General features: G+C 68.5%; 19 protein-coding genes and 1 pseudogene. 10 read left to right on the top strand and 10 right to left on the bottom strand.

The features are described from left to right. Positions 1–8: 8 nt before the first annotated feature. Together CVV76_RS03070 and CVV76_RS03065 are read left to right on the top strand one after the other, a co-directional pair. Positions 9–1193, top strand: coding sequence for an ABC transporter permease (locus tag CVV76_RS03070; RefSeq protein WP_102223152.1), 1185 nt, complete (start codon positions 9–11; stop codon positions 1191–1193). 114 nt (positions 1194–1307) lie between these two features. Next, the gene (locus CVV76_RS03065) at positions 1308–3413 is read left to right on the top strand and encodes a dipeptide ABC transporter ATP-binding protein (protein WP_102223151.1); all 2106 of its coding nucleotides are present in this window, start codon (positions 1308–1310) and stop codon (positions 3411–3413) included. A gap of 16 nt (positions 3414–3429) precedes the next feature. On the opposite strand, the gene CVV76_RS03060 is transcribed toward CVV76_RS03065, so the two are convergent. Next, the gene (locus CVV76_RS03060; RefSeq protein ID WP_102223150.1) at positions 3430–4191 is read right to left on the bottom strand and encodes a hypothetical protein; all 762 of its coding nucleotides are present in this window, start codon (positions 4189–4191) and stop codon (positions 3430–3432) included. Between the two features lie 130 nt (positions 4192–4321). Then, positions 4322–4942 carry a lytic transglycosylase domain-containing protein gene (locus CVV76_RS03055; RefSeq protein ID WP_102223149.1) on the bottom strand — a complete coding sequence of 207 codons (621 nt, stop codon included), beginning with the start codon at positions 4940–4942 and terminating at the stop codon, positions 4322–4324. A gap of 218 nt (positions 4943–5160) precedes the next feature. Between CVV76_RS03055 and ssb the strand changes: the two genes are divergently transcribed. Beyond that, the gene (ssb, locus tag CVV76_RS03050; protein WP_102223148.1) at positions 5161–5691 is read left to right on the top strand and encodes a single-stranded DNA-binding protein; all 531 of its coding nucleotides are present in this window, start codon (positions 5161–5163) and stop codon (positions 5689–5691) included. Between the two features lie 155 nt (positions 5692–5846). Here ssb and aroB read toward each other — a convergent pair whose 3' ends face one another. Both aroB and CVV76_RS03040 read right to left on the bottom strand, forming a co-directional pair. Beyond that, a complete protein-coding gene (gene aroB, locus CVV76_RS03045) occupies positions 5847–6962 on the bottom strand; it encodes a 3-dehydroquinate synthase (protein WP_102223147.1) in 1116 nt (371 codons plus the stop codon). Further along, positions 6955–7515: pseudogene (locus CVV76_RS03040) on the bottom strand (shikimate kinase); the annotation flags it as partial. The gene aroB and the pseudogene CVV76_RS03040, both read right to left, overlap by 8 nt. Before the next feature lie 147 nt (positions 7516–7662). On the opposite strand from CVV76_RS03040, the gene CVV76_RS24895 reads away from it, so the two are divergent. The 4 genes from CVV76_RS24895 (at position 7663) to CVV76_RS03025 (ending at position 12013) form a co-directional block, all read left to right on the top strand. After that, positions 7663–7800 carry a hypothetical protein gene (locus CVV76_RS24895; protein WP_158243089.1) on the top strand — a complete coding sequence of 46 codons (138 nt, stop codon included), beginning with the start codon at positions 7663–7665 and terminating at the stop codon, positions 7798–7800. After that, complete coding sequence (locus CVV76_RS03035) at positions 7790–9523, top strand: hypothetical protein (RefSeq protein WP_146010237.1); 1734 nt, start codon at positions 7790–7792, stop codon at positions 9521–9523. The genes CVV76_RS24895 and CVV76_RS03035 overlap by 11 nt, the downstream gene beginning before the upstream one ends. Positions 9524–9527: 4 nt before the next feature. Further along, complete coding sequence (locus tag CVV76_RS03030) at positions 9528–10490, top strand: site-specific tyrosine recombinase XerD (RefSeq protein WP_102223144.1); 963 nt, start codon at positions 9528–9530, stop codon at positions 10488–10490. A 224-nt stretch (positions 10491–10714) separates the two neighbouring features. Then, positions 10715–12013: an HlyC/CorC family transporter gene (locus CVV76_RS03025; RefSeq protein ID WP_102223143.1), complete on the top strand. Its 1299-nt coding sequence runs from the start codon at positions 10715–10717 to the stop codon at positions 12011–12013. Positions 12014–12087: 74 nt separating this feature from the next. On the opposite strand, the gene CVV76_RS03020 is transcribed toward CVV76_RS03025, so the two are convergent. Beyond that, the gene (locus tag CVV76_RS03020; protein WP_102223142.1) at positions 12088–12798 is read right to left on the bottom strand and encodes a TetR/AcrR family transcriptional regulator; all 711 of its coding nucleotides are present in this window, start codon (positions 12796–12798) and stop codon (positions 12088–12090) included. A 132-nt stretch (positions 12799–12930) separates the two neighbouring features. Between CVV76_RS03020 and CVV76_RS03015 the strand changes: the two genes are divergently transcribed. After that, positions 12931–14148, top strand: coding sequence for a multidrug effflux MFS transporter (locus CVV76_RS03015; protein ID WP_102223141.1), 1218 nt, complete (start codon positions 12931–12933; stop codon positions 14146–14148). Positions 14149–14176: 28 nt separating this feature from the next. Here CVV76_RS03015 and CVV76_RS03010 read toward each other — a convergent pair whose 3' ends face one another. Next, on the bottom strand, positions 14177–15796 hold the full coding sequence (locus tag CVV76_RS03010) for a helicase HerA-like domain-containing protein (protein WP_233192694.1): 1620 nt from the start codon (positions 15794–15796) through the stop codon (positions 14177–14179). Between the two features lie 547 nt (positions 15797–16343). Between CVV76_RS03010 and CVV76_RS03005 the strand changes: the two genes are divergently transcribed. Beyond that, on the top strand, positions 16344–17081 hold the full coding sequence (locus CVV76_RS03005) for an invasion associated locus B family protein (RefSeq protein ID WP_102223140.1): 738 nt from the start codon (positions 16344–16346) through the stop codon (positions 17079–17081). Positions 17082–17271: 190 nt separating this feature from the next. On the opposite strand, the gene CVV76_RS03000 is transcribed toward CVV76_RS03005, so the two are convergent. From CVV76_RS03000 to CVV76_RS02985, 4 genes are all read right to left on the bottom strand, one after another. After that, on the bottom strand, positions 17272–18480 hold the full coding sequence (locus CVV76_RS03000; protein WP_102223139.1) for a beta-ketoacyl-[acyl-carrier-protein] synthase family protein: 1209 nt from the start codon (positions 18478–18480) through the stop codon (positions 17272–17274). Between the two features lie 2 nt (positions 18481–18482). Beyond that, the gene (locus CVV76_RS02995; protein WP_102223138.1) at positions 18483–18749 is read right to left on the bottom strand and encodes an acyl carrier protein; all 267 of its coding nucleotides are present in this window, start codon (positions 18747–18749) and stop codon (positions 18483–18485) included. Between the two features lie 54 nt (positions 18750–18803). Beyond that, positions 18804–19886, bottom strand: coding sequence for a UDP-3-O-(3-hydroxymyristoyl)glucosamine N-acyltransferase (locus CVV76_RS02990; RefSeq protein ID WP_102223137.1), 1083 nt, complete (start codon positions 19884–19886; stop codon positions 18804–18806). A 132-nt stretch (positions 19887–20018) separates the two neighbouring features. Next, entirely contained in the window at positions 20019–21773 is a 1755-nt protein-coding gene (locus CVV76_RS02985) for a L,D-transpeptidase family protein (RefSeq protein ID WP_102223420.1), read from the bottom strand. Between the two features lie 380 nt (positions 21774–22153). Between CVV76_RS02985 and CVV76_RS02980 the strand changes: the two genes are divergently transcribed. Next, entirely contained in the window at positions 22154–22720 is a 567-nt protein-coding gene (locus CVV76_RS02980) for a YcbK family protein (protein ID WP_102223136.1), read from the top strand. Positions 22721–22909 lie beyond the last annotated feature (189 nt).

The following is a 22909-nucleotide window of genomic DNA, read 5'->3' as shown; positions in this document are numbered from 1 at the left end:
ATCCGACCATGGAAAAACTGACCTGGCCGCAGATCTTCCTCGCCATGGGCGAACGCTTCTGGCCCGTCTGGATCGCGCTGGTGATCACCTTCGCGCTGTCGATCGTGTTCAAGCGCCGCCTCGGCCTTTACGGCAAGCTGTTCGACAGCCCGATCGCCATGGTGGGCTTTGCACTGGTGATGTTCTGGGTGTTCAGCGCGTTCCTCGCGCCGATGATCCTCACCCACGCCCCCCTCGACCAGCTGGCGGGGATGAAGAACAAGCCCCCGGGCACGGCGCTGCGCAACCCCGACGGGGCCTATCCCTATTACCTTCTGGGCGGCGACACGCTGGCTCGCGATGTGTTCTCGCGGATGGTCGCGGGCTCGGTCGTGGTGATCCGGATCGCACCGCTGGCCACGATCTTCGCCTTCATGGTGGGCATCACGCTGGGCCTGCCGGCGGGCTATTACGGCGGCAAGCTCGACACCGCGCTCAGCTTCGTGGCCAACCTTATCCTCGCCTTCCCGGTGATCTTGCTGTTCTACCTCCTGGTGACACCCGAGATCGTGCAGTCCGGCGTGCCGCAATACATGGCGGCGGTGCTGTTCCTCTTCCCGATCATCTTCCTCGTGGTGCTGGTGAACTCGCGCTTCTACGTGAAGCCCGCGTTCCGCAACTTCGTGGTGGCGGCGGTGATCGTGATCGGCGGCTGGCTCTATCTCTCGACGCTCAGCCAGCCGGGCACGCCGCTGCACCTCCTGCCCGCCGGCCTCGACCTCTTCAACATCCCCGGTAACACGATGATCGTCTTCGTCTCGGTGGTCTTCGTGAACTCGCCCACCGTGTTCCGCATCGTCCGGGGCCTGACCTTCGACATCAAGTCGCGCGATTACGTCGCCGCCGCCCAGACCCGGGGCGAGGGCCCGTGGTACATCATGCTGTGGGAGATCCTGCCCAACGCGCGCGGTCCCCTGATCGTCGATTTTTGCCTGCGCATCGGCTATACTACCATCCTCCTCGGCGTCCTGGGTTTCTTCGGCCTGGGCCTCAGCCCCGAAAGCCCCGACTGGGGGTCGACGATCAACGCGGGCTCCAAGCTGATCCAGCTGTTCCCGACCCCCGCCCTCGCCCCGGCGCTGGCGCTGATGAGCCTCGTCCTCGGCCTCAACCTCCTCGCCGACGGCCTGCGCGAAGAAAGCCTGAAGGATTGATGCCAATGCCCGCGTCCGCTTCTTTCTTGCGCAAATACTCCACGGGGGTCCGGGGGTGTGAAACCCCCGGTCCCGCCCTCTCCGCCCCCGCCACATCCCATAGAGGAGGCCACCATGCCTGACACCCAGTGGGACCCGAGCCAGCCGATCCTCGAGATCGAGAACCTCTCGATCAGCTTCTTCACCCGCCTGCGCGAGATCCCGGCGGTGATGGATTTCTCCTGCACCGTGATGGCGGGCGAAGCCATGGGCCTTGTCGGCGAATCCGGCTGCGGCAAGTCCACCGTGGCGCTCGGAGTGATGCAGGACCTCGGGCGCAACGGCCGCATCGTCGGCGGGTCGATCAGGTTCAAGGGCCGTGACCTGAACCTGATGTCCGACCGGGACCTGCGCCAGATCCGCGGGTCCGAGATCGCGATGATCTACCAGGAGCCGATGGCGTCACTGAACCCCGCGATGAAGGTCGGCCAGCAGCTGGCCGAGGTGCCGATGATCCACGAGGGGATGTCGAAGAAGGCCGCCCTCGCCCTTGCCCGCCAGATCATCGAGGACGTGCGCCTACCCGACCCCGACCGGATCCTGAAATCCTACCCTCACCAGCTTTCGGGCGGACAGCAGCAGCGCATCGTCATCGCCATGGCGCTGATGTCGAAGCCCGCGCTCCTCATCCTCGACGAACCCACAACCGCGCTTGACGTGACGGTCGAGGCGGGGATCGTCGACCTGGTGAAGGATCTGGGGCGCAAGTACGGCACCTCGATGCTCTTCATCTCGCACAACCTCGGGCTCATCCTCGACACCTGCGACCGGCTTTGCGTGATGTATTCCGGCGAGGCGGTGGAAACCGGCGCGGTGGCCGAGGTCTTCGACAAGATGCGCCATCCCTATACCCAGGCGCTCTTCCGTTCGATCCCGCTGCCCGGCGCGGACAAGAACGCGCGGCCGCTGATCGCCATCCCCGGCAACTTTCCCCTGCCGCACGAACGCCCGCCGGGCTGCAACTTCGGCCCCCGCTGCGATTATTTCGAGGCCGGACGCTGCGACCGCGGCGTAATCCCGATGGAGGATGTCGCCGGTCAGGACCGCCACGAAAGCCGCTGTCTGAAGTTCGCGGAAATCGACTGGACCGCGCCGCCCAAGGCCGGAAAGACCTTTGAGAAATCGGAACCCGGCGAGGTCGTCCTGCGGATGCAGGACCTGCAGAAATACTACGAGGTCTCGGCCAACGCCCTCTTCGGCAAGTCGGGCGAGACCAAGGTGGTCAAGGCCAACGAGACCCTGACCTTCGAGGCGCGCGAAGGCGAGACCCTGGCCATCGTGGGCGAGAGCGGCTGCGGCAAGTCGACCTTCGCCAAGGTGCTGATGGGGCTGGAGACCGCGACCTCGGGCAAGATCCTGCTGTTTGACGAGAACATTCAGGACACGCCCATCGAAAAGCGCCACACCGACACGGTGTCCTCGGTCCAGATGGTGTTCCAGAACCCGTTCGACACGCTGAACCCGTCGATGAGCGTGGGCCGCCAGATCATCCGCGCGCTCGAGATCTTCGGCATGGGAAAATCCGACGCCGACCGCCACAACCGGATGCTTGAACTTCTGGACCTCGTGAAGCTGCCCCGCGCCTTCGCCGAGCGGATGCCGCGCCAGCTCTCGGGCGGGCAGAAGCAGCGGGTGGGAATCGCGCGCGCCTTTGCGGGCGGGGCCAAGATCGTGGTGGCGGACGAACCGGTATCGGCCCTCGACGTCTCGGTGCAGGCCGCCGTGACCGACCTGCTGATGGAGATCCAGCGGCGCGAGAAGACGACGCTTCTCTTCATCTCGCACGACCTGTCGATCGTGCGCTATCTCTCCGACCGGGTGATGGTGATGTACCTCGGCCACGTGGTCGAGATGGGCACGGTCGATCAGGTCTTCGCGCCGCCCTACCACCCCTATACCGAGGCCCTGCTGTCCGCCGTGCCGATCGCCGATACGCGGGTCAGGAAAAAGCGCATCGTGCTGGAAGGCGACATTCCATCGGCGGTGAACCCGCCGCCGGGCTGCCCGTTCCAGACCCGCTGCCGCTGGAAATCGCACGTGCCGGGCACCCTGTGCGAGACCGAGGTGCCGCCGATCCGCGTGCTGGAGGGCGGGCACCAGATCAAGTGTCACCTGTCGGACGAGGAATTCGCCGCAATGGAGCCGGTGATCGAGATCCCGGGAGAGATCGCGGCGGAATAGCCCTTACGCGGCCCGCTCAGATCGGCAGCATCAGCGCCACCGGACCCGCGGACCAGACCACGATGCCTGCGGCGGCCACCACCGCCGCCGCGCTGTAGCGCAGCCGGGCGCGCCGGGCCTCGACCTGCAGGCGCGCCTGCATCCGGGCAGCCTCCGCCCGGCTCAGGTCGCCCACGAGGCGCCGCAGTTTCTGGCCGGCAAGGGCAAAGCGCCCCTCCTCCGGCGTGTCCATCCACTCCGGCGCCGGCCCCACCGGCCGGATCGTCGGCTGCGGCTCCAGCGCCCGGCCCGGCTGCGGCTGGAACAGCGCCTTGGGGATGTCGAAGGCCGGCGTTCCCTCGCGCGCGGCGCGGCCCAGGGCCCGGCGCCCGCCTTGCCAACTCAGCCGGTAGAACCGCGCCTCGCGCCGGCCGATCCCGGTCTGCCCGCGCGGAAAGCTCCCCAGCTCGAACCGCGCGATCAGCGCCCGAAGCGCCGCCAGCACCACCGCCGCGCCGGGCGATTCCGTGGCCGGGCCATATTGCAACCCGGGACGGTAGAGCTTCCAGAACAGGCGGATCGCATTGGCGCGGTCGATCTTCTGGTCCACCATCCAGAACAGGAACCGCTCCTCCTCCCGCGTGGGTTCCCCCGCCGCGCCGAGGATCGCATGCCCCCAGACATCCTGCCCCTGCGTCTCCAGCCAGCGGATCGACATCGCCGTCACCGAGGCGGCGTCGGCCGCCCGGTCCGAAAGGGTGATCCGGTAGCACCTGCGCGCATCGTCAAGCTTCGCCATGGCGCCCTCTTTCCGCAATTGTCCACGCGGAGACCATCGGGGCACATTGGGGCAAAAATCGGGCGCCGCGGCATGGATGCAGGCGGGGCCTCGGGTGGGCCGGACGGCAGGCGAAACGCCGGCGGAAAGCTCAGCTGCCCAGGATCGCGCGCACGTAGTTGCGGGTTTCCTGGTAGGGCGGGATGCCGCCGTATTTCTCCACCGCGTCGGGACCCGCATTGTAGGCGGCAAGCGCAAGCTTCCAGCTGCCGAACCGGTCGTACATCATCTTGAGATAGCGCGCGCCGCCGCGCAAATTCGCCTCGGCATCGCGCGCGTTCACGCCAAGCTTCTGCGCCGTCGCGGGCATCAGCTGCGCCAGGCCGCGCGCGCCCTTCGAGGACACCGCGCCATGGTTCCAGCCGCTCTCCTGCTGCACGAGGCGCAGGAACAGGTTCTCAGGCACGCCGTAGCTGCGCGCCGCCTCACGCGCCAGCGAGAGATAATGGCCGCGATAGCGCCCCGAATAGCTCGGCGCATTGCCACCCTTCGGATCGTAATCGGGCCGCAGGCTGACCGAGTGGGAATACTGCTGGGCAAGGCGGCTGTCGAGGAACCGCACCTGGCTCCGGAAGATCTTCGACCGGCTGTTGCCGCCTCCGAGGCTGAGCCCGTCATCGAGGCTTCCCGCCGCGGCCGCGGTGCCCAGCACCGCCCCGGCAGCAAGCCCCAGCCCCAGCGCGGCCACCGCCGCGCGCGTGCCTCGCGCCATCTCGCTATCCCCGGACTGTCCCACTCCTCCCGGCCCCAGCGGGCCGGATTTCGGCAATGACTATAGGCAATCGCTGCGGCCGATGCCACCCCCGCGGATCGCCGGGCGGATCGGTGGGAGGATCGGTGGGCGGAACCGGCAGGGAAATGCCGCTTAGGCATTTTTAACCATGACCCGGTGATGTAAGCAGTGGGTCACAGATTCGACGGGAGATTTTCATGGCAGGATCGGTCAACAAGGTCATCATCGTGGGCAACCTGGGCCGTGACCCCGAGGTGCGCTCCTTCGCGAACGGCGGCAAGGTCTGCAACCTGCGTATCGCCACGTCGGAGAACTGGCGCGACCGCAACACGGGCGAACGCCGCGAACGGACCGAGTGGCACTCGGTCGCGATCTTTTCCGAACCGCTGGCGAAGATCGCCGAGCAATACCTGCGCAAGGGTTCCAAGGTCTATATCGAGGGCCAGCTGGAAACCCGCAAATGGCAGGACCAGTCCGGCCAGGACCGTTACACGACCGAGATCGTGCTGCGCCCCTACCGCGGCGAGCTGACCCTGCTCGATGGCCGTGACGGCGGCGGCTCGGGCGGTGGTGGCGGCAGCTACGGCGGCGACCAGGGCGGCGGTTACGGCGGCGGCGACCAGGGTGGCGGCTACGGCGGTGGCGGCGGCAACTACGGCGGCGGTTCGGGCGGCGGCATGGGTGGCGGCGGCGGTGGCCGCGACATGGACGACGACATTCCGTTCTGAAATCCGACCAAGGCCGGGGGTTTCACACCCCCGGACCCCCGTGGGATATTTTCGAGCAGAAAGAAGGCAGTGAGAGCTCTTTGCTTTCCGTCCCTTCTTCTGAGTGAAAATATCCTCGGGGAGCGCGAGGGGCAGACGGCCCCTCGCTCCTGTCCTCACCGCCCGCGCAGGGCGTCGGACAACACGCCTTTCACCACCGCCGGGTCCACGTCGTCGGCCACGAAGGCCGCGCCGATAGCATGGGCGAGGATGAAGCGCAGCTTTCCGTCGACGACCTTCTTGTCCTGCGCCATCAGCGCAAGCAGGCCCTCCGCATCCGGCAGATCGCCCGGGATGTCGGCGATATCCACCTTCATCCCCATGGCGCGCAGGTGTGCCCGCACCCGGCTCGGCGCTTCCTGCGCGCACAGGCCCAGCCGCTGGCTGAGCTCGAACGCCAGCGCGCAGCCGATCGCCACGCCCTCGCCATGCAGCAGCCGGTCGGAATAGCCGGTCGCGGCCTCGAGCGCGTGGCAGAAGGTGTGCCCGAGGTTGAGGAGCGCGCGCTCGCCCTGCTCGGTCTCGTCGCGCGCGACGATCCCGGCCTTCATCTCGACCGAGCGCCGCACGGCACGGGCGCGCAGGTCGCGGTCGGCGGCAAGTTCCGGTCCTGCGCCCTCCAGCCAGTCGAAGAAGGCCGCGTCGCCCAGGAGCCCGTATTTCACCACCTCGCCATAGCCCGCGAGAAAGTCGCGCGGCGGCAGGGTTTCCAGGATGCCGATGTCGGCCAGCACCAGCGAGGGCTGGTGGAAGGCGCCCACCAGGTTCTTGCCGGCGGGAGAGTTGATCCCCGTCTTCCCGCCGACCGAGCTGTCGACCTGCGCGAGGAGCGAGGTCGGGATCTGCACGAAGCGCACGCCCCGGCGCAGCACGGCGGCGGCGAAACCCGCCAGGTCGCCGATCACCCCGCCGCCGAAGGCTACCACCACGTCGCGCCGTTCGACCTTCTCGGCCAGCAGCCATTCGACCGATTGTTCCAGCCGGGCCCAGCACTTGGTCCCCTCGCCCGGCGGCAGCGCCAGCGACGACATTGCGACGCCCCCGGCCTCCAGCCCGGCGCGGAGCCGGTCGAGATGCAGCCCCGCCACGGTTTCATCGGTGATCACCGCCACCCGCGGGCGCGCCAGTAGCGGCGCGATCTCGGCCCCGGCCCGGTCGATCAGGCCTGTCCCGATGCGAACCTCGTAGCTGCGTTCCCCCAGCGCGACGCCGACTGCCTCGGTCTCAGCCATCCTCATCCCTTTCCAGAACATCCGGCCGGAGCCGCGCCAGCGTCTCGGCCACCTTGAGCGCCATCTCGTCGATGGCGTAATCCGCGCCGGTGTCGACGGCGACATCCGCAAGCGCGTAGATCGGCACCCGCGCCTCGTAGAGCGCGGCCAGCGTACCTTTCGGATCGGGGGTCTTCAGGAGCGGCCGCGAGGTCTTGTGCCGGACCCGGTTCCACAGCAGCCCGAGGTCGGCGCGCAGCCAGACCGAGACGCCCCGGGCATGGATCATCTCTCGGTTCTTCTCGGCGAGGAAGGCCCCGCCCCCGGTCGACAGCACGCCCGGCGTTCCGTCGAGCAGCCGCGACAGGACCTGGGTTTCCTTCGCGCGGAAGAACGGCTCGCCGTCCCGGGCGAAGATCTCCGCGACCGACATCATCGCCGCGCGTTCGATCTCTTCGTCCGAATCGAGGAAGGGCGCGCCGAGGTGGCGCGCCAGCTGGGTCCCCACCGCGGTCTTGCCCGCGCCCATCATGCCCACCATCACGATGGTCTTCTTCAAGTGCCACGCCACTTGGCAGGCCTCCGCCGACGTCTGAAGTCACAGAAACTTTGTGCCCTCCATGGCGTGAATTCCCCCGGAATGCCATATATGATCGCGGTCAAACAGGCGGTCCGACGCCGAAAAACCGAAAAACAAGGCAAAACGCAAAGGCAGGAATTGATGGGACGTCTGGCAAAGCTGATCGTGATCCTGATCGTGCTGGGGGCCATAGCCTTCGTTGGCTATGCCTACTGGCCGGGAACCCTGAAACCGAGAGAGCAGACCGTGGAACAACCGGTGACGCTGGATGCCAAGTGACCGTCGCGGGTCCCTGACGGGCGGCGCCGCGCCAGCCGCGATCCGGGGCTGGGCCGGGGCGTCGGCCCGGGTCCGGGCGCGGCGCGTCGCCGTCCTTGGGACGGCGATGTCGCTGGCGACCTGCGGGGCGCTCGCGGTGGTGCTTTTCACTCCTCCGGCGGGGGCTCAATCCCTGCCCGCGACCGGCGGCACCGGTGCCGGGGCCGCCACCCTGGGCAAGACGGATGACGCGGGGCACGGCCTCGATCCCTCGGGCAAGCCGATGTCGGCGATCCAGTGGCTGTCGAAATCCGTCACGACCCCCGCCGCGCCCAAGACGCAGGTGCCCGCGGGCACGCCCGGCGTCCTGCCGGGGGCTGTGTCGACCTCCGTCCTGAACCAGGGTCCGGCGCTCGACGCGGTGGGGCTGCTGCCGGTGCGCACCACCGGTTTTCCCCGCGGTCTCTGGGGCAAGACCCCGACCGCGCAGCTGATCCGCCTGATCCGGGGCACCGATCTCGACACCCTGCCCGCCCTGCAATCGCTGTTCACCGAGATGCTGCTGGCAGAGGTCGACGCGCCCGACGACAGCACGGGCGACGGCAGCCTGCTGCTTGCCCGGATCGACCGGCTGCTCGACGAGGGCGCGCTCGACCAGGCGCAGGCCCTGCTGGAACTCGCCGGGACCGGGCGGGCCGACCTCTTCCGCCGCAAGTTCGACGTCTCGCTGCTGCTGGGCGACGAGACGCAGGCCTGCGCCCAGATGAAGGCGCAGCCCGACGTCGCCCCCACCTTCCCCGCGCGGATCTATTGCCTGGCGCGCAACGGCGACTGGTCGGCCGCAGCGCTGACGCTGAAGACGGCCGAGGCGCTCGGTTTCGTCAAGGGCGACATGGCGAACCTCCTCGGACGCTTCCTCGACCCCGCGCTCGAGGAGGACAGCGATCCCATGCCGCCGCCCGCGCGCCCCTCGCCGCTGGTCTGGCGCATGATGGAGGCGATCGGGGAGCCGATGCCCACCACCACCCTGCCGATCGCCTTCGCCCAGGCCGACCTGCGCGAGAACATCGGCTGGAAGAGCCAGCTGGACGCGGCCGAACGGCTGGCCCGCACCGGCGCCATTCCCGCCAACCGTCTCTGGGCGCTCTACCGCGAACACGAGGCCGCCGCCTCGGGCGGGGTCTGGGACCGTGTGGCGCGGGTGCACATGCTCGACGATGCGCTGAAGCGCGGCAATGCGGGCGCCGTGGAGATGGCGCTGCCCGAAGCGTGGAAAAGCTTCCGCGAGGCGGAGCTCGAGGTGCCCTTCGCGCGCACCTATGCCGACCGGCTGGCCAAGCTGCGGCTGACCGGCCAGGCAGCCCAGGCCCGGTTCGAGATCGCCCTCCTGTCCAAGGATTACGAGGCGCTGTCGAAGACGCTGCCTGCGCCCACTCCGCGCGACCGCTTCCTCGCCTCGCTGGCCCAGGGCCACCCCTCGGTCGATGCCGCACCGAACGCGATGGGCCATGCCATCGCGCAGGCCTTCGCCGAGCCGCCGCCAGTGCCGCAGGACCTTGCCGACCTCGTCGCGAACCAGCAGCTCGGCGCCGCGATCCTGAACGCGATCGGCGGCATCACCAACGGCGCCAAGGGCGACCTTGCCGGCGTGACCGGCGGGCTTGCGCTGCTCCTCAAGGTCGGGCTGGTCGACGTGGCCCGGCGCACGGCGTTGCAGCTCATGCTGCTCGACCGGCGGGGCTGAGGCGATGACCGGCTCCGCCCCGCGCGGCCCCTCCGGCATGGACCGCTGGATCTCCACCTTCCTCGACGCGCAATCGGCAGAGCGCGGATCGGCCCGCAACACGGTGCTGGGCTACGGCCGCGACCTCAAGGATTTTGCCGGATGGCTGGCCCATCACGGCGGCGACTTCGCCACCGCCGACCGCGCCCGGATCGAGGCCTACCTCGTCGCCTGCGACGCCGAGGGGCTGAGCCGCGCCACCCGCGCGCGGCGCCTCTCGGCGATCCGCCAACTCTACCGCTTCGCCTACGAGGACGGCTGGCGCAGCGACAACCCGGCGCTGCGCATCACCGGCCCGGGGCGCGACAACCGCCTTCCCAAGACTCTGTCCGAGGCCGAGGTCGAGGCGCTCCTCACCGCCGCCCGCGACTGGGGCCCCGAGGCCGACCGCCCGCGCAACATCTGCCTGATGGAACTGCTCTACGCCACCGGCATGCGGGTGAGCGAGCTCGTCTCGCTCCCGGTCTCCGCGGCGCGGGGCGATCCGCGGATGCTCCTGGTGCTGGGCAAGGGCGGCAAGGAACGGATGGTCCCGCTCTCCGCCCCCGCCCGTGCCGCGCTGGCCGCGTGGCTGCGCCTGCGCGACACCGCGGAGGACGCCGCCCTCGCCGCCGCCGGCCCGGGCGCGAAACCCGCCAGCCGCCACCTCTTCCCGGCCCGCGGCAAGGCCGGCCACATGACGCGGCAAGCCTTCTTCCTGCTGATAAAGTCGCTCGCCGCCGCCGCCGGCCTCGATCCCGCGCGGGTCACGCCGCACGTGCTGCGCCACGCTTTCGCCACCCACCTCCTCGCCCATGGCGCCGATCTGCGCGCGATCCAGACCCTTCTCGGCCACGCCGATGTCGGCACCACCGAGATCTACACCCACGTGCTCGAGGAACGCCTGAAAAGCCTCGTCCTCGACCACCACCCCCTCGCCCGCGATTGAGGGAACACCCGCGGGGGTTTCACACCCCCGCACCCACCGCATCCGCGGGGGTTTCACACCCCCGCACCCCCGTGGGATATTTCCACTCAGAAGAAAGGCAGGCCCTGGTCTTCTTCTGAGTGGAAATATCCCGGGGGGTGCAGGGGGCAGCGCCCCCGCCGCTTGCATCGCCGCGCGCGGCTTCGCATAAGGTGGGCGCCGAACCGACGTTTCAGGACATTGCCATGGCTGCCGATCTCGACACCACCTTCTGGATCATCGCGGGCGCGATCGTGCTGCTGCTGGTCATGTCGGCGTTCTTCTCGGGCTCCGAGACCGCGCTGACTGCTGCCTCGCGCGCGAAGCTGCGGGCGCAGGCCGACAAGGGATCCGCGGGGGCCGACAGCGCGCTCAAGGTCACAGAGGACAGCGAGCGGCTGATCGGCGCGGTGCTCCTGGGCAACAACCTGACGAACATCCTGTCCGCCTCGCTCGCCACCTCGCTGCTCACGCGGCTTGTCGGGCCCTCGGGCGTGGCGCTGGCGACACTTGTCATGACCTTCCTCGTGCTGATCTTCGCCGAGGTGTTGCCCAAGACCTATGCCATCACCAATGCCGAAACCGCCGCCGCGCGCGTCGCCCCGGCGGTGCGGGTGGTGATCATCGTCTTCTCGCCCATCGTCGCCGCGATCCGGGCACTGGTGCGGATGCTCCTGTCGCTCTTCGGCGTCAAGGCCGATCCCGACAGCCAGCTCCTGGGCCGACGCGAGGAGATCGCAGGCGCGATCGCGCTTGGCCATTCCGAGGGCGCGGTGGAGAAGGAGGATCGCGACCGTCTGCTTGGCGCGCTCGACCTCTCCGACCGCACGGTCGAGGAGATCATGCTGCACCGGTCCGAGATCGAGATGGTCGATGCCGACGCCACCCCCGACCAGATCGTCAGCCAGGCGCTGACCTCGCCGCACACCCGGCTACCCGTCTTCCGCGGCGAGCGCGAGAACATCATCGGCGTCATGCACGCCAAGGACCTGTTCCGCGAGGTGCACCGGCTGGTGCGCGGCAAGGAAGGTACTCCCGAACGGATCGCCGATCTCGACGTCGTCAAAGTCGCGATGAAACCCTATTTCGTGCCCGAGACCACCTCGCTCGACGAGCAGATGCGCCAGTTCCTGCGCCGCCACACGCATTTCGCACTGGTGGTGGACGAGTACGGCTCGCTCCAGGGGCTGCTCACGCTCGAGGACATCCTCGAGGAGATCGTGGGCGAGATCACGGACGAGTTCGACGTGAACGACGCCCAGCCCTTCAAGCCCTCGGAGGCGGGCGATTACACGATCGACGGCGCCACCACGATCCGCGACCTCAATCGCGCGATGGACTGGTCGCTGCCCGACGACGAGGCCAACACCATTGCCGGCCTCGTCATCCACGAGGCGCAGATGATCCCCGCCGAGGGGCAGGTGTTTTCCTTCCACGGCTTCCGCTTCGAGGTGCTGACGCGCAAGGAGAACCGGATCACCCGGCTGAAGATCCGCCCGCTCTGACCTGCCTGCTCTGACCCGGTCGCGCGCCCGGTCCCTGACCCGGTTCAGGCTCAGGCTCAGGTTAAGGCTCAGGTTCAGGCCGGGAAGACCTCTGCGGTGATCGCCCGGGCAAGTTCCGCGTCCAGCGGCTGGCCGTTCAGCAGCGCGTACCAGAAGGCGCCGTGGATCATTCGCGACAGCATCACCGGGTCACGCCGCGGCGCAAGCTGCCCCGCGACCTGGGCCTCGCGCAGCAGCGCCGTCACGATCGCTTCGCGCGGCGCGACCAGCCGCTCGTGCAGGGCTGCGCGGAACTCCGGGGCGTCCTGCGCCGCCGCGATCAGCGAGCGCAGGCTGTCGCCATCGCCCGCGATACGGGTGAACACCCCCTCGAGAAAGCGCCGCAGACGCGCCGGAAAGTCGTCGCGGAGGGGGTCAGGGCCGGCCACGGCGAGATCGCTGCGCACCGCCGCCTCGAACACCGCGTCGAGGACGAGGTCGGCCTTGCTGTTCCAGCGGTTGTAGAGGGTCTGGCGCGCCACGCCGGCGCTGCGCGCGATCTCGGCGGTGGTGACGCGGGCATAGCCGCGCTCGCGCACCAGTCGCAGCGCAGCGGCCTTCAGCGCGTCGCCCGCCTCGGCATCGCGCGGGCGGCCTCCACCGTGGGGGCGGCCAGCGTGCGGGCGGGTCGCTTGCGGCCGGGGCCCGTGCGTGGCGCTGCCTTCTGCGGGAGAAGGCCCTGCCTCCGCGCCCTCCCCATGGGCGCGGCCCGGTGCGGTGCCGCTGTCTTCGACTGTCTCTTCCATCTCTCCTCCTCCGGACGGGGCAGATCCCTGGCCCTGAAACATTCTGGACCGGGTTGATTGTGGACACAAGTCCAGCAATATTGTGTACGCAAGTCCACAAACCCCGTTCCCGGCCCCGGATCCCAACGTCAGATGCCTCATATACCCCCCTACCAGCCCACGCGCCGCCATGCCGCGGCGATCACCGCGATCCTTGCGCTGCTGTCGATCTTTCCGCCGCTCGCGACCGACATGTACCTGCCCGCGATCGGCACCATCGCCAATGCGCTGCACACCAGCCATGCCGCGACCGAACTGTCGCTGTCGCTGTTCTTCCTGGGGCTTTGCGTGGGACAGGTGATCATGGGGCCGATGATCGACAGCTTCGGCCGCAAGGCGCCCCTGATGGCGGGGACCGCGCTTTATGCCCTGTGTTCGGCGCTGCTGCCGCTGGTGCGCGACGTCGTGCTGTTCGACGCGCTGCGGTTCTTTCAGGCGATCGGGGCCTGCGCCGGGATGGTCGTCGGCCGCGCCGTGGTCAACGACCTTTACGACGGGCAGCGCGCGGCCAAGGCGATGACCGTTCTGGTCATGCTCATGACCGTGGGGCCGATCATCTCGCCGACGCTGGGAAGCCTGCTGCTCCAGGGCTTCGGCTGGCAGTCGATCTTCGTCGTGATGCTGGCGGTCGGGATCGTGGCGCTGGTGCTGTCCGCCGCGGTGATCCCCGAGACCCTGCCGCCAGCGGCGCGCCTGCGCAACCCGATGCGCAGCGCGGCACGGACCGCGGGGGGCCTGCTGCGGCGGCGCGACTATGCCGTGCCGGTGCTGGTGGCGGGGCTGGTGCAGGGCGGGATGTTCGCGTTCATCACCGGATCCTCGGGCGTGTTCCAGGGGGAGTTCGGCCTCGACAGCCTCGCCTACGGGCTGACCTTCGCGGTGATCGCGGCGGCGCTGTTTCTCTTCGGTCAGCTCAACCACCGCCTGCTCGACCATTTCACCGCCGCGCGGATCCTCGGCGCGGGGCTGCCGCTCTACGTGCTGGCGGGGGCTTTGCTGGCGCTGGCCTCGGGCACCGGGTCGCTGTGGCTGCTGGTCGTGCCGCTCTGGCTGTCGATCGGCATGGTGGGGCTGTTGTCGGCCAATGCGATGGCGATCACCATGGCCGCCGCGCGCGAGGGGGCGGGCACCGGCTCGGCCCTGCTCGGAACGGTGCAGTTCGGCATGGCCTTCACCGTCTCGGCCTGCGTGGCGCTCGGCGGCAGCGACAGTGCCCTGCCGATGAGCCTGGGCATCCTGATCCCCGCTCTCCTGGCCTGGGCGCTGTGGTCGGGCGGAAGGCGCCGGCAGGCCGCGCCGTCGGCGCCCTAAGTTACGCGTCAGCGACCTGGACCGCGCGTCAGCGCGCCTTGAAGAGCGAGCCGAGGATCCCGCGCACCAGCGCCTGGCCCGAGCGGCTGCCCAATTGCCGTGCGAAGCTCTTGGCAAAGGCGGTGCCGATACTGTCGGACCGGCTGGCGCGCGACGAGGAGATCCGTTTCGACGCGCCCGACGATGCGCCCCCCGCCCGCGGGTTGTAGCGCCGGGCCGAGTTGAACGCCTCGTCGAGCTGCGCGGCCGACCCCGATGGTGCCTCGGCCGCGGCGGCCTTCTCGGCCTCGTCCGCGGCGGCCTTGGCCCGGGCCTGCAACCGCTCGTACGCGCTGTCGCGATCCACCACCGTGTCGTATTTTCCCGCGATCGGCGACGCCGCGATGACTGCCTCGCGCTGATCCGGCGTGATCGCGCCCAGATGCGAGGCCGGCGGCCGGATCAGCGTGCGTTCGGCCACGCCGGGTACGCCCTTGTCCTCGAGGAACGAGGTCACCGCCTCGCCCGTGCCGACCTCCTTGATCGCGTCCTCGATCGAGAACCGGGGATTGTCGCGGTAGTTCTCCGCCGCCTGCTTCAGTTCTCGCCGGTCCTTGCCGGTGAAGGCGCGCAGCGCATGCTGCACCCGGTTGCCGAGCTGGCCGAGGATGTCCTCAGGCACGTCGGCCGGGTTCTGGGTGATGAAATAGACCCCCACCCCCTTGGACCGGATCAGTCGCGCGACCTGCTCCACCTTGTCGATCAGCACCTTGGGGCTGTCGTCGAACAGCAGATGCGCCTCATCGAAGAAGAACACGAGCTTGGGCTTGTCGGGGTTGCCGACCTCGGGCAGTTCCTCGAACAGCTCGGACAGCAGCCACAGCAGGAAGGTGGCGTAAAGCTTGGGCGAATTCATCAGCTTGTCGGCGGCAAGGATGTTGATCCGCCCGCGCCCGTCGGGATCGGTGCGCATCAGGTCGGACAGCTCCAGCGCGGGTTCGCCGAACAGCTTCGTGGCGCCCTGGTTCTCCAGCACCAGCAACTTGCGCTGGATCGCCCCGATCGTCGCCTTCTCGACATTCCCGTAGCGCAGCGAGATGTCGTCGGCATTCTCGCCGATGAAGACCAGCAGCGCCTGCAGGTCCTTGAGATCGAGAAGCGGCAGCTGTTCCTCGTCGGACAGGCGGAAGGCGATGTTCATCGCGCCCTCCTGCGCCTCGGACAGGTCGAGCATGCGCGACAGCATCAGCGGCCCCATCTCGCTTACCGTGGTGCGGATCGGGTGACCCTGATCGCCGTAGAGATCCCAGAAGGTCACCGGGAAGGCGCGGTAATGGTAATCCGTGTAACCGATCGTTTCGGCCCGCTTGGTGAAGGCCTCGTGCAGCTTGAACGTCTCCGACCCCGACAGCGCGAGCCCCGCAAGATCGCCCTTCACATCGGCCAGGAACACGGGCACCCCCGCGTCCGACAGCCCCTCGGCCAGGATCTGCAGCGTCACCGACTTGCCGGTGCCGGTGGCGCCCGCGATCAGCCCATGGCGGTTGCCGAATTTCAGCAAGAGCTCCTGCGCCGCCGCGTAGCCCTCGCCGCCGCCGCCGACGAAGATACCGCCTGTCTGGCTCCGCATCTGGTCGCGCTTCTGGCTGCCCGTCTTACCCTCGCCCATCTCGTCCCCCGTCCTGCACCGGATCGGGGCGCCGTTCACGGACCCTCGATCGAAAGTTAGCAAATGAATTCTTAACCTTTATGCGCCACTCTCGTCTCGACCGGAAGGCTTTTGGCCCCGGTCATGACTTCCTCCCTGTCAGACTGGCCGCGTCCCCGCGTGGGACGCGGCCCTTTTCCTGTAAAGGGCCCGATCGTTCACGAAATTTCACGGTTGACGTGCGGGTGACAAGGCAATAGCGTCACGGCAATACAAAGTCGGCCAGTCCGACGGGGAGCAAGAAATACAACGGAAAAGGGCCCTTCGTGGGCCCTTTTTCATTGTCGCGCCAATAGCTTGCGCCCCTCCGCACGGACCGCGCCGCACCTCTCCCGCAAAGGGAGAGTGCACAATCCAGACCACACGCGCAAGGCGGTCTGACCGGGGCCCGGGCGCGCTTTGGCGGGAATCCGCCCGGGCCCGTCGCGCTGTCCCCGGAATTGCCCCTGACATCCGCCGGAACGCGTGCTAGACCCCCGCAAACCCTCCACATTCGATCGGAGCATTCATGTCGAAACTGACCCTGGCCCTGACCCTCGCGCTCGCCCTGCCCTTCGCGCAGACCGCGCTGGCGCAGAGCAGCACCCCCGACACCAAGGCCCCGGCCGATGCCTCGGGCGCCCCGTCTTCCGACGCCAAGGGCGGCGCCAACGCCGGGCCCGGACTGTCGATGGGCGAGAACGTCGAGGGCAAGATGTACGTGAAGGACACGCAGGGCGACTGGACCGTGCGGTGTTTCCACACCAAGGACAACAAGGACCCCTGCGAGCTTTACCAGCTTCTCAAGGACGAGAAGAAGAACCCGGTCGCCGAGATGATCATGGTGCCGCTGCCCAAGGGCGGCCAGGCGGTCGCCGGCGCGACCATCATCACCCCGCTCGAGACGCTGCTGACCCAGCAGCTGACCATCGCGATCGACGGCTCGGGCGCCAAGCGCTATCCGTTCGTGCTGTGCAACCCGGTCGGCTGCTTTGCGCGAATCGGCCTGACGCAGGCGGATCTCGACGGCTACCGCAAGGGCGCCAAGGGCACGATGGAGATCGTCTCGGCCGCCGATCCGCGCCAGCCGCTGGACCTGCCGATCTCGCTCAAGGGTTTCACCGCCGGCTTCGACGAGGTGGCCTCCAACAACGAGAAGAACGGCATCAACATGGGCGGCGTGCCCCAGGGCGGCGCCCCGGCCACCGCGACCCCGGCGCCGGCGCCGAAACCGGCGGTGCCGTCGCTGGAGCCGAAGAAGAACTGATATCGCCCCAGGTTCCGTCCCGGCGCTTTGCCGGGCGGATATGGGAATGGACGCCGCCCCACGGGGCGGCGTCTTGCGTTACGGGGCGCGCGATATGCGGGCGGCGTGGCTGCGGGGGCCGTGTTTTCGCGTATTTGGGGAACAATGAAAGGGGGAGTGCGCGCGGAGCGGGCCGGTAGAGGGGGGCGCCTCAGACCTTACGGAGCGCCAGCACGGCGTTGAGGCCGCCGAAGGCGAAGGCGTTCGACAGGACGACATCGACGCGGGCCTCGCGCGCCGCGTTCGGTACGACGTCGAGGGCGCATTCCGGGTCGAATTCCTCGTAACCTATGGTCGGCGCGATGATGCCGTCGCGCAGCGCCATGATGCAGGCCAGAAGCTCCACCGCGCCGGTGCCGCCGATCAGGTGGCCGTGCATCGACTTGGTGGAGGAGATCATCAGGTTGTCGGCATGGTGACCGAAGACATCGGCCACCGCGGCGCATTCGGTCTTGTCGTTGGCGGCCGTCCCGGTGCCGTGGGCGTTGATGTAGCCCACCTCGTCGCCGTTGATCCGCCCGTCGCGCAGCGCGCCCGAGATCGCCCGTGCGGCGCCCTGCATCGAGGGCATGACGATATCGCCCGCGTCCGAGGTCATGGCGAAGCCCACCACCTCGGCCAGGATCTCGGCGCCGCGGGCGCGCGCGTGTTCGTATTCCTCGAAGACGAACACGCCCGCGCCCTCGCCCTGGACCATGCCGTTGCGGTTCGCGCTGAACGGGCGGCAGGCGTCGCGCGACATGACGCGCAGCCCCTCCCAGGCCTTGATCCCGCCAAAGCACAGCATGGCTTCCGACCCGCCGGTGACCATCACCTTGGTCATGCCCGAGCGGATCATCTGGAACGCCTGGCCCATGGCGTGGTTCGACGAGGCGCAGGCCGTGGCCACGGTGAACGACGGCCCCTTGAGGTTCCAGGCCATCGAGACGTGGCTGGTGGCCGCGTTGTTCATCAGCCGCGGCACCACCAGCGGATGCACCCGGTTCTTGCCCTCTTCGTAGACCGCCCGGTAATTCTCGTCCGAGGTGGTCAGCCCGCCGCCCGCGGTGCCCAGCACGACGCCGGCCTCGTAGCCGAGCCGCCCGTCGAAATCGAGGCCGGACTGGGTTATCGCCTCGCGCGCGGCGAGCAACGTGAACTGCGTGAACCGGTCATAGAGGGTGATCTGCTGGCGGTTGAAATGCGCCTCGGGATCCCAGTCCGCAACCTGGCCACCAATCCGGATCGACAGCCGCTCGACATCGCGGATGTCCAGCGCGCCGATGCCGCAGCGCCCTTCGCGGAAGGCCTCGAGCGTGCCCTTCACGTCATGTGCGAGCGCGTTGATCGTGCCGGCGCCGGTGATGACGACCCGGTGCACGCCTAACCCTTCTGGTCCGCCACGAGGGTTTCGACCGCCGCAACGATGGCCGCGACCGAGGAGATGTCGAACGCGCTCTTCTCGGGTTCGTTGGCGTTGAAGGGGACGCTTACGTCAAAGGCCTCCTCGATCGCGAAGATCGATTCCACGAGGCCCAGGCTGTCGATGCCCAGCGTCTCGAGGGTGGAATCCATCTTGACGTCGGACGGCTCCAGCACGGCCTGTTCCGCGAGGATCGCGATCACCCTGTTCCGGATGTTCTCCGCCATCTGACTGCCCTCTCCCCTGCGCCTGTGCTGTTCCTCGCGGCCGGTGTACCGACCCTAGCCACCCTTTGAAACAGCTTTTTGCAACTCCGCCACCTGGGCCGCCAGCCGCGGCAGCCGGCGCAGCGCCTTGTAGGCCTCGATGTTGGTTTCCATCTTCATCGCCGGATAGCCCATGACCGCGCGCCCCGCCGGCACGTTCGACAGCACCTTGGCGGCGGCGGTGCAGATCACGTCATTGCCGATCTGGAGGTTGTCGGCGATGCCCGCCTGCCCGCCCATCACCAGCCGGTCGCCGATCCGGGTGGACCCGGCGATGCCGGTCTGCGCGGCCATCAGGCAATCGCGCCCCATGACCACGTTGTGGGCGATGTGGCACAGGTTGTCGATCTTGCAGCCCGAGCCGATGACGGTATCGCGGATCGTGCCGCGGTCGACGCAGGTGTTGGCGCCAAGCTCCACGTCGTCGCCGACCGTGACCGAGCCCAGAGAATGGATGCGCGTCCAGCTTTGGGCACGGATCTCGGTGCGGTCCTTGAGGTTCTCGCGCACCTCCTCGACCCCCGACTTCTCGGGCGTGACGAAGGACAGGCCGTCGGCCCCCACCACCGCGCCCGGCTGGCCGATGAAGCGGTCGCCGATCCGCACGTGATGGCCGATCCGCACCCCTTCCAGGAGCATCGCGTCGGCGCCGACGATGGCCCCCGCGCCGATCGACACGTGCGAGGCGATGCGGGCGCGCGGCCCGACCTTCGCGCCTGGGCCGATGCTGACGAAGGGGCCGATCGCCGCGCCCTCGCCAATCTCGGCCGTCGCGTCGATCGCCGCCATCGGGTGGATGCCCGGCGCGATGGCCGGACCGGGATCCATCAGCCGGGTCAGCCCGGCCATGGCGTAACGCGGCCGCGGCACGAAGATCGCGGCCTTCAGGCCGAGCGCCTGCCAGTCGGCGCCGTCCCACAGGATCGCCGCCTGCGCCCGGCCCTGCGACAGGCCCTCGGCGTAGCGCGGATCCATGGCAAGGGCGAGATCCTCCGGCCCGGCCGCCGCGGGCTCGGACGGGCGGCGGATCATCAGGCTGCCGTCGCCCTCGACACGGGCGTCAAGCGCCGCCGCGATCTCCTGGATGCTATGGCTCATCGGTCTCTCCTCGGGGCCCGCGCCCCTGGTGCTGTGCTGGCAATGCGCCCCTTCGCGGGCCACAGGCCAAGGCGGCCGGCCCCGGGGCACGCGCGGAAGGGCATGCACCCTGCCACTGCGTCTGGCGGAGATTTAGCCCCGAAGCGGGTCGAGCGCCACCCCGGCCTTCTGCAGCGCCTCGAAGATCAGGGCGTCGCGGCCGTAGACGTCGCGGCGATACTCCATCCCGCCCTTGGGCGTGGGCCAGGCGGTGAAGTACGTCAGATGCACCGGCACCGGGGTCTTGAGCATGATCGTCCGCTCCTTGCCGGTGTTCAGCGCCGCCTTGAACACCGCCTTCGGGTCATTCGTCTGTGGGGCAAGCAGGGTATAGGCCATGTCGAACGGGTCGTTCAGGCGGATGCAGCCATGGCTGAAATCGCGCGTGTTGCGCGAGAACAGCGATTTCGACGGCGTGTCGTGCAGGTAGATGTTCCACCTGTTGGGGAACATGAACTTCACCAGCCCCAGCGCGTTGCGCGACGACGGCGGCTGCTTCATCTCGAACGGGAAGGTGTTCTTGGTGTACTGGTTGAAGTCGACCGAGTTGCGGTCGATCACCTGGCCCTGCGCGTTCACCACCTGAAGATAGCTGACGGCGTTCGGGTTGCGCTGCAGCTGCGGCAGGTATTCCTTGGTCGCGATCGAGCGCGGGACGTTCCAGTAGGGGTTCACCACCATGAACTCGATCTGGTCCGAGAATTCTGGGCTCTGGTGGTCAAGTTGGCTGCGCCCGATCACGGCGCGGGTCTCGAACGTGGTCTTGCCGTCATCGACGACGCGCGCGGTGAAGTCGGCCTCGTTGACCCAGACGTGGCGCTTGCCCCAAGGCATGTTCAGCCAGCGCAGGCGTTCCAGCGCGACGACGATGGATTTCAGGCGGTCCTCGGCGGAATCGTTGATCTGGCCCAGCGTCTCCGGCCCGGCAACGCCATCGGGCACGAGGCCGTGATCTTCCTGGAACAGCTGTACCGCGGCCTGAAGCTGGCCGTCATAGCCCGCCGCGTTGGTCCGCCCGAGGTAGCCCATCGCGATCAGGCGGTTGCGCAGCGCCACCACGTCAGGGCCATTGTCCCCGGGGCTGAGCTTGCGCCCCGGCACCGTCGGACCCCAGCCACCGGCGGCGATCAGGCGCTCCATGTCCATCTTGGCCTTCACGAGGCGGCGGTACTGCGGCATCTGCGGCGGCAGCTTGGCAAGGTAACCCGCCGGATCCGAGGACGCGAAGGCCTCGATCGTCTTGAGCGGGTCGCGCAGCGGGACCGTAAGCACGAGGGCCGAAGAGATCGAGGCCGGCCGCAATACCCCGGTCTGCACGTCATGCGCCCAGTCAAGGAAGGTGCGGCTCATCCGCGCCTCGAGCTGGCCACGATCCCGTTCGGTCTGCACGTCGCGGAAGGCCTGGGCCAGGATCCTCGGGTCATAGCGTTCCTGCGGCAGGCCCTGGTCGGCCGCCGTCGAGATCGCCTGGAAGAAGGCCTGACGCCGGCCGGCGTCTCCCATCCCGGTCCAGAGCGGCTTCCAGTCGCGGGCCTGGTAGAACTCGGCCAGTACCTTGTCACTGCCCACCGCGGCGGCAAGGGCCTGGTGGAACGGGCTGAGCACCGGAGCGGCCACGGGGTCGGCGGCGGGGGCCGCAACCGGGGCCGAAACCTGGTCGCCGGTGATCGCCGGCGCGGACAGCGTGACCCCGGCGTCCGCCGCGGGGGCGGACACGGCCTGGGCGCCGGCGATCGCCGGTGCCAGCGCGACGGCGGCGCAGACCGCACCGGCCACAACAAGCCGGGACCGGCCGCGGGACGGAGCGGACACCGCGACGCGGCGGTCTTCGGGGGCACTGATCGGCATGGCGACCTCGGAAATGTATAAACCCATCAAGGGACATTTGGGGTTTTCCCCGGGCGTGTCCATGGCGCGGCGCCGGTCGCCTTCCGCCTGTCGCAGTTTCGCAACGCCCTGCCACGCGGCAGTGCCGATCGCACCGCACGCGCCCGTGCAACGGCACAGCGGTCGCGGCACCACCTGCCCCCGCCGCATAGGGCCTACTGCTTTCGGATTAAGCAAATTTTTGCCGATGCCTGTATAGAGTGCGGAATTGCGGGAACTCCATGTTGGGAACTCACGGCTATTGTGGCATACAAGGTGCACATCTGGGGATGAGACGGACGGACGATAGACCTCGGCGTAACGGGGCCATCGACACAAGCAGAACTGGACAGGCGATCCTAATGACTGACAAGAGAACGGGCCTCACTCGGCGTGGCTTGCTGGGCGCATTTGCGATGACCAGCGTGGTGGCCGCCCCGACCTATGCAAACGCCTTCGGCTTCCTGCGCGGCGCGGGTGACATTCGCAGGCTCAAGATGTACTCGGGCCGGACGGGCGAAAGCATCGACACGATCTACTGGGTCGACGGCAAGTACGTCCCCGAGGCGCTGGACGAGATCACCTACTTCATGCGCGACTGGCGCACCGACACGGTCAAGCGGATCGACGCACGCACCATCGACATCGTTGCCGCCACGCATGCCCTTCTCGACATCGACGAAAGCTACATGCTGCTCTCGGGCTACCGCTCGCCGCAGACCAACGCCATGCTCCGCTCGCGCTCGCGCGGGGTGGCCAAGCACTCGCTCCACATGAAGGGCGAGGCGGCCGACCTCCGGCTTCAGTCGCGCTCGGTCGCGCAAATCTACCGCGCTGCGCTGGCGTGCCGGGCGGGCGGCGTCGGCAAATACACCCATTCGGACTTCGTCCACATGGATTGCGGCCCGGTCCGCACCTGGGGCGCCTGATCTCGGCACCTGATCCGGCTGCCTGATCGCACCGGCTGATCCCCCGGGGGCGCCCGTTGCCCCCGGTCAGCCGCAGAGGCCGGAAACGGCGGCCAGCCACAGGCCGAATACTGGGCGCCCAGCGGGGCGCCTTTTTCGTTTTTCAGGACGCAGACCCCGCCCCCGCACACCGATGCCCGTGACATGGGC

This window comes from Acidimangrovimonas sediminis (assembly GCF_002871005.1).
Lineage (GTDB): Bacteria > Pseudomonadota > Alphaproteobacteria > Rhodobacterales > Rhodobacteraceae > Acidimangrovimonas > Acidimangrovimonas sediminis.
Note: the sequence above shows the minus strand (reverse complement) of the source record. Positions and strands in the feature narration are given on the sequence as shown.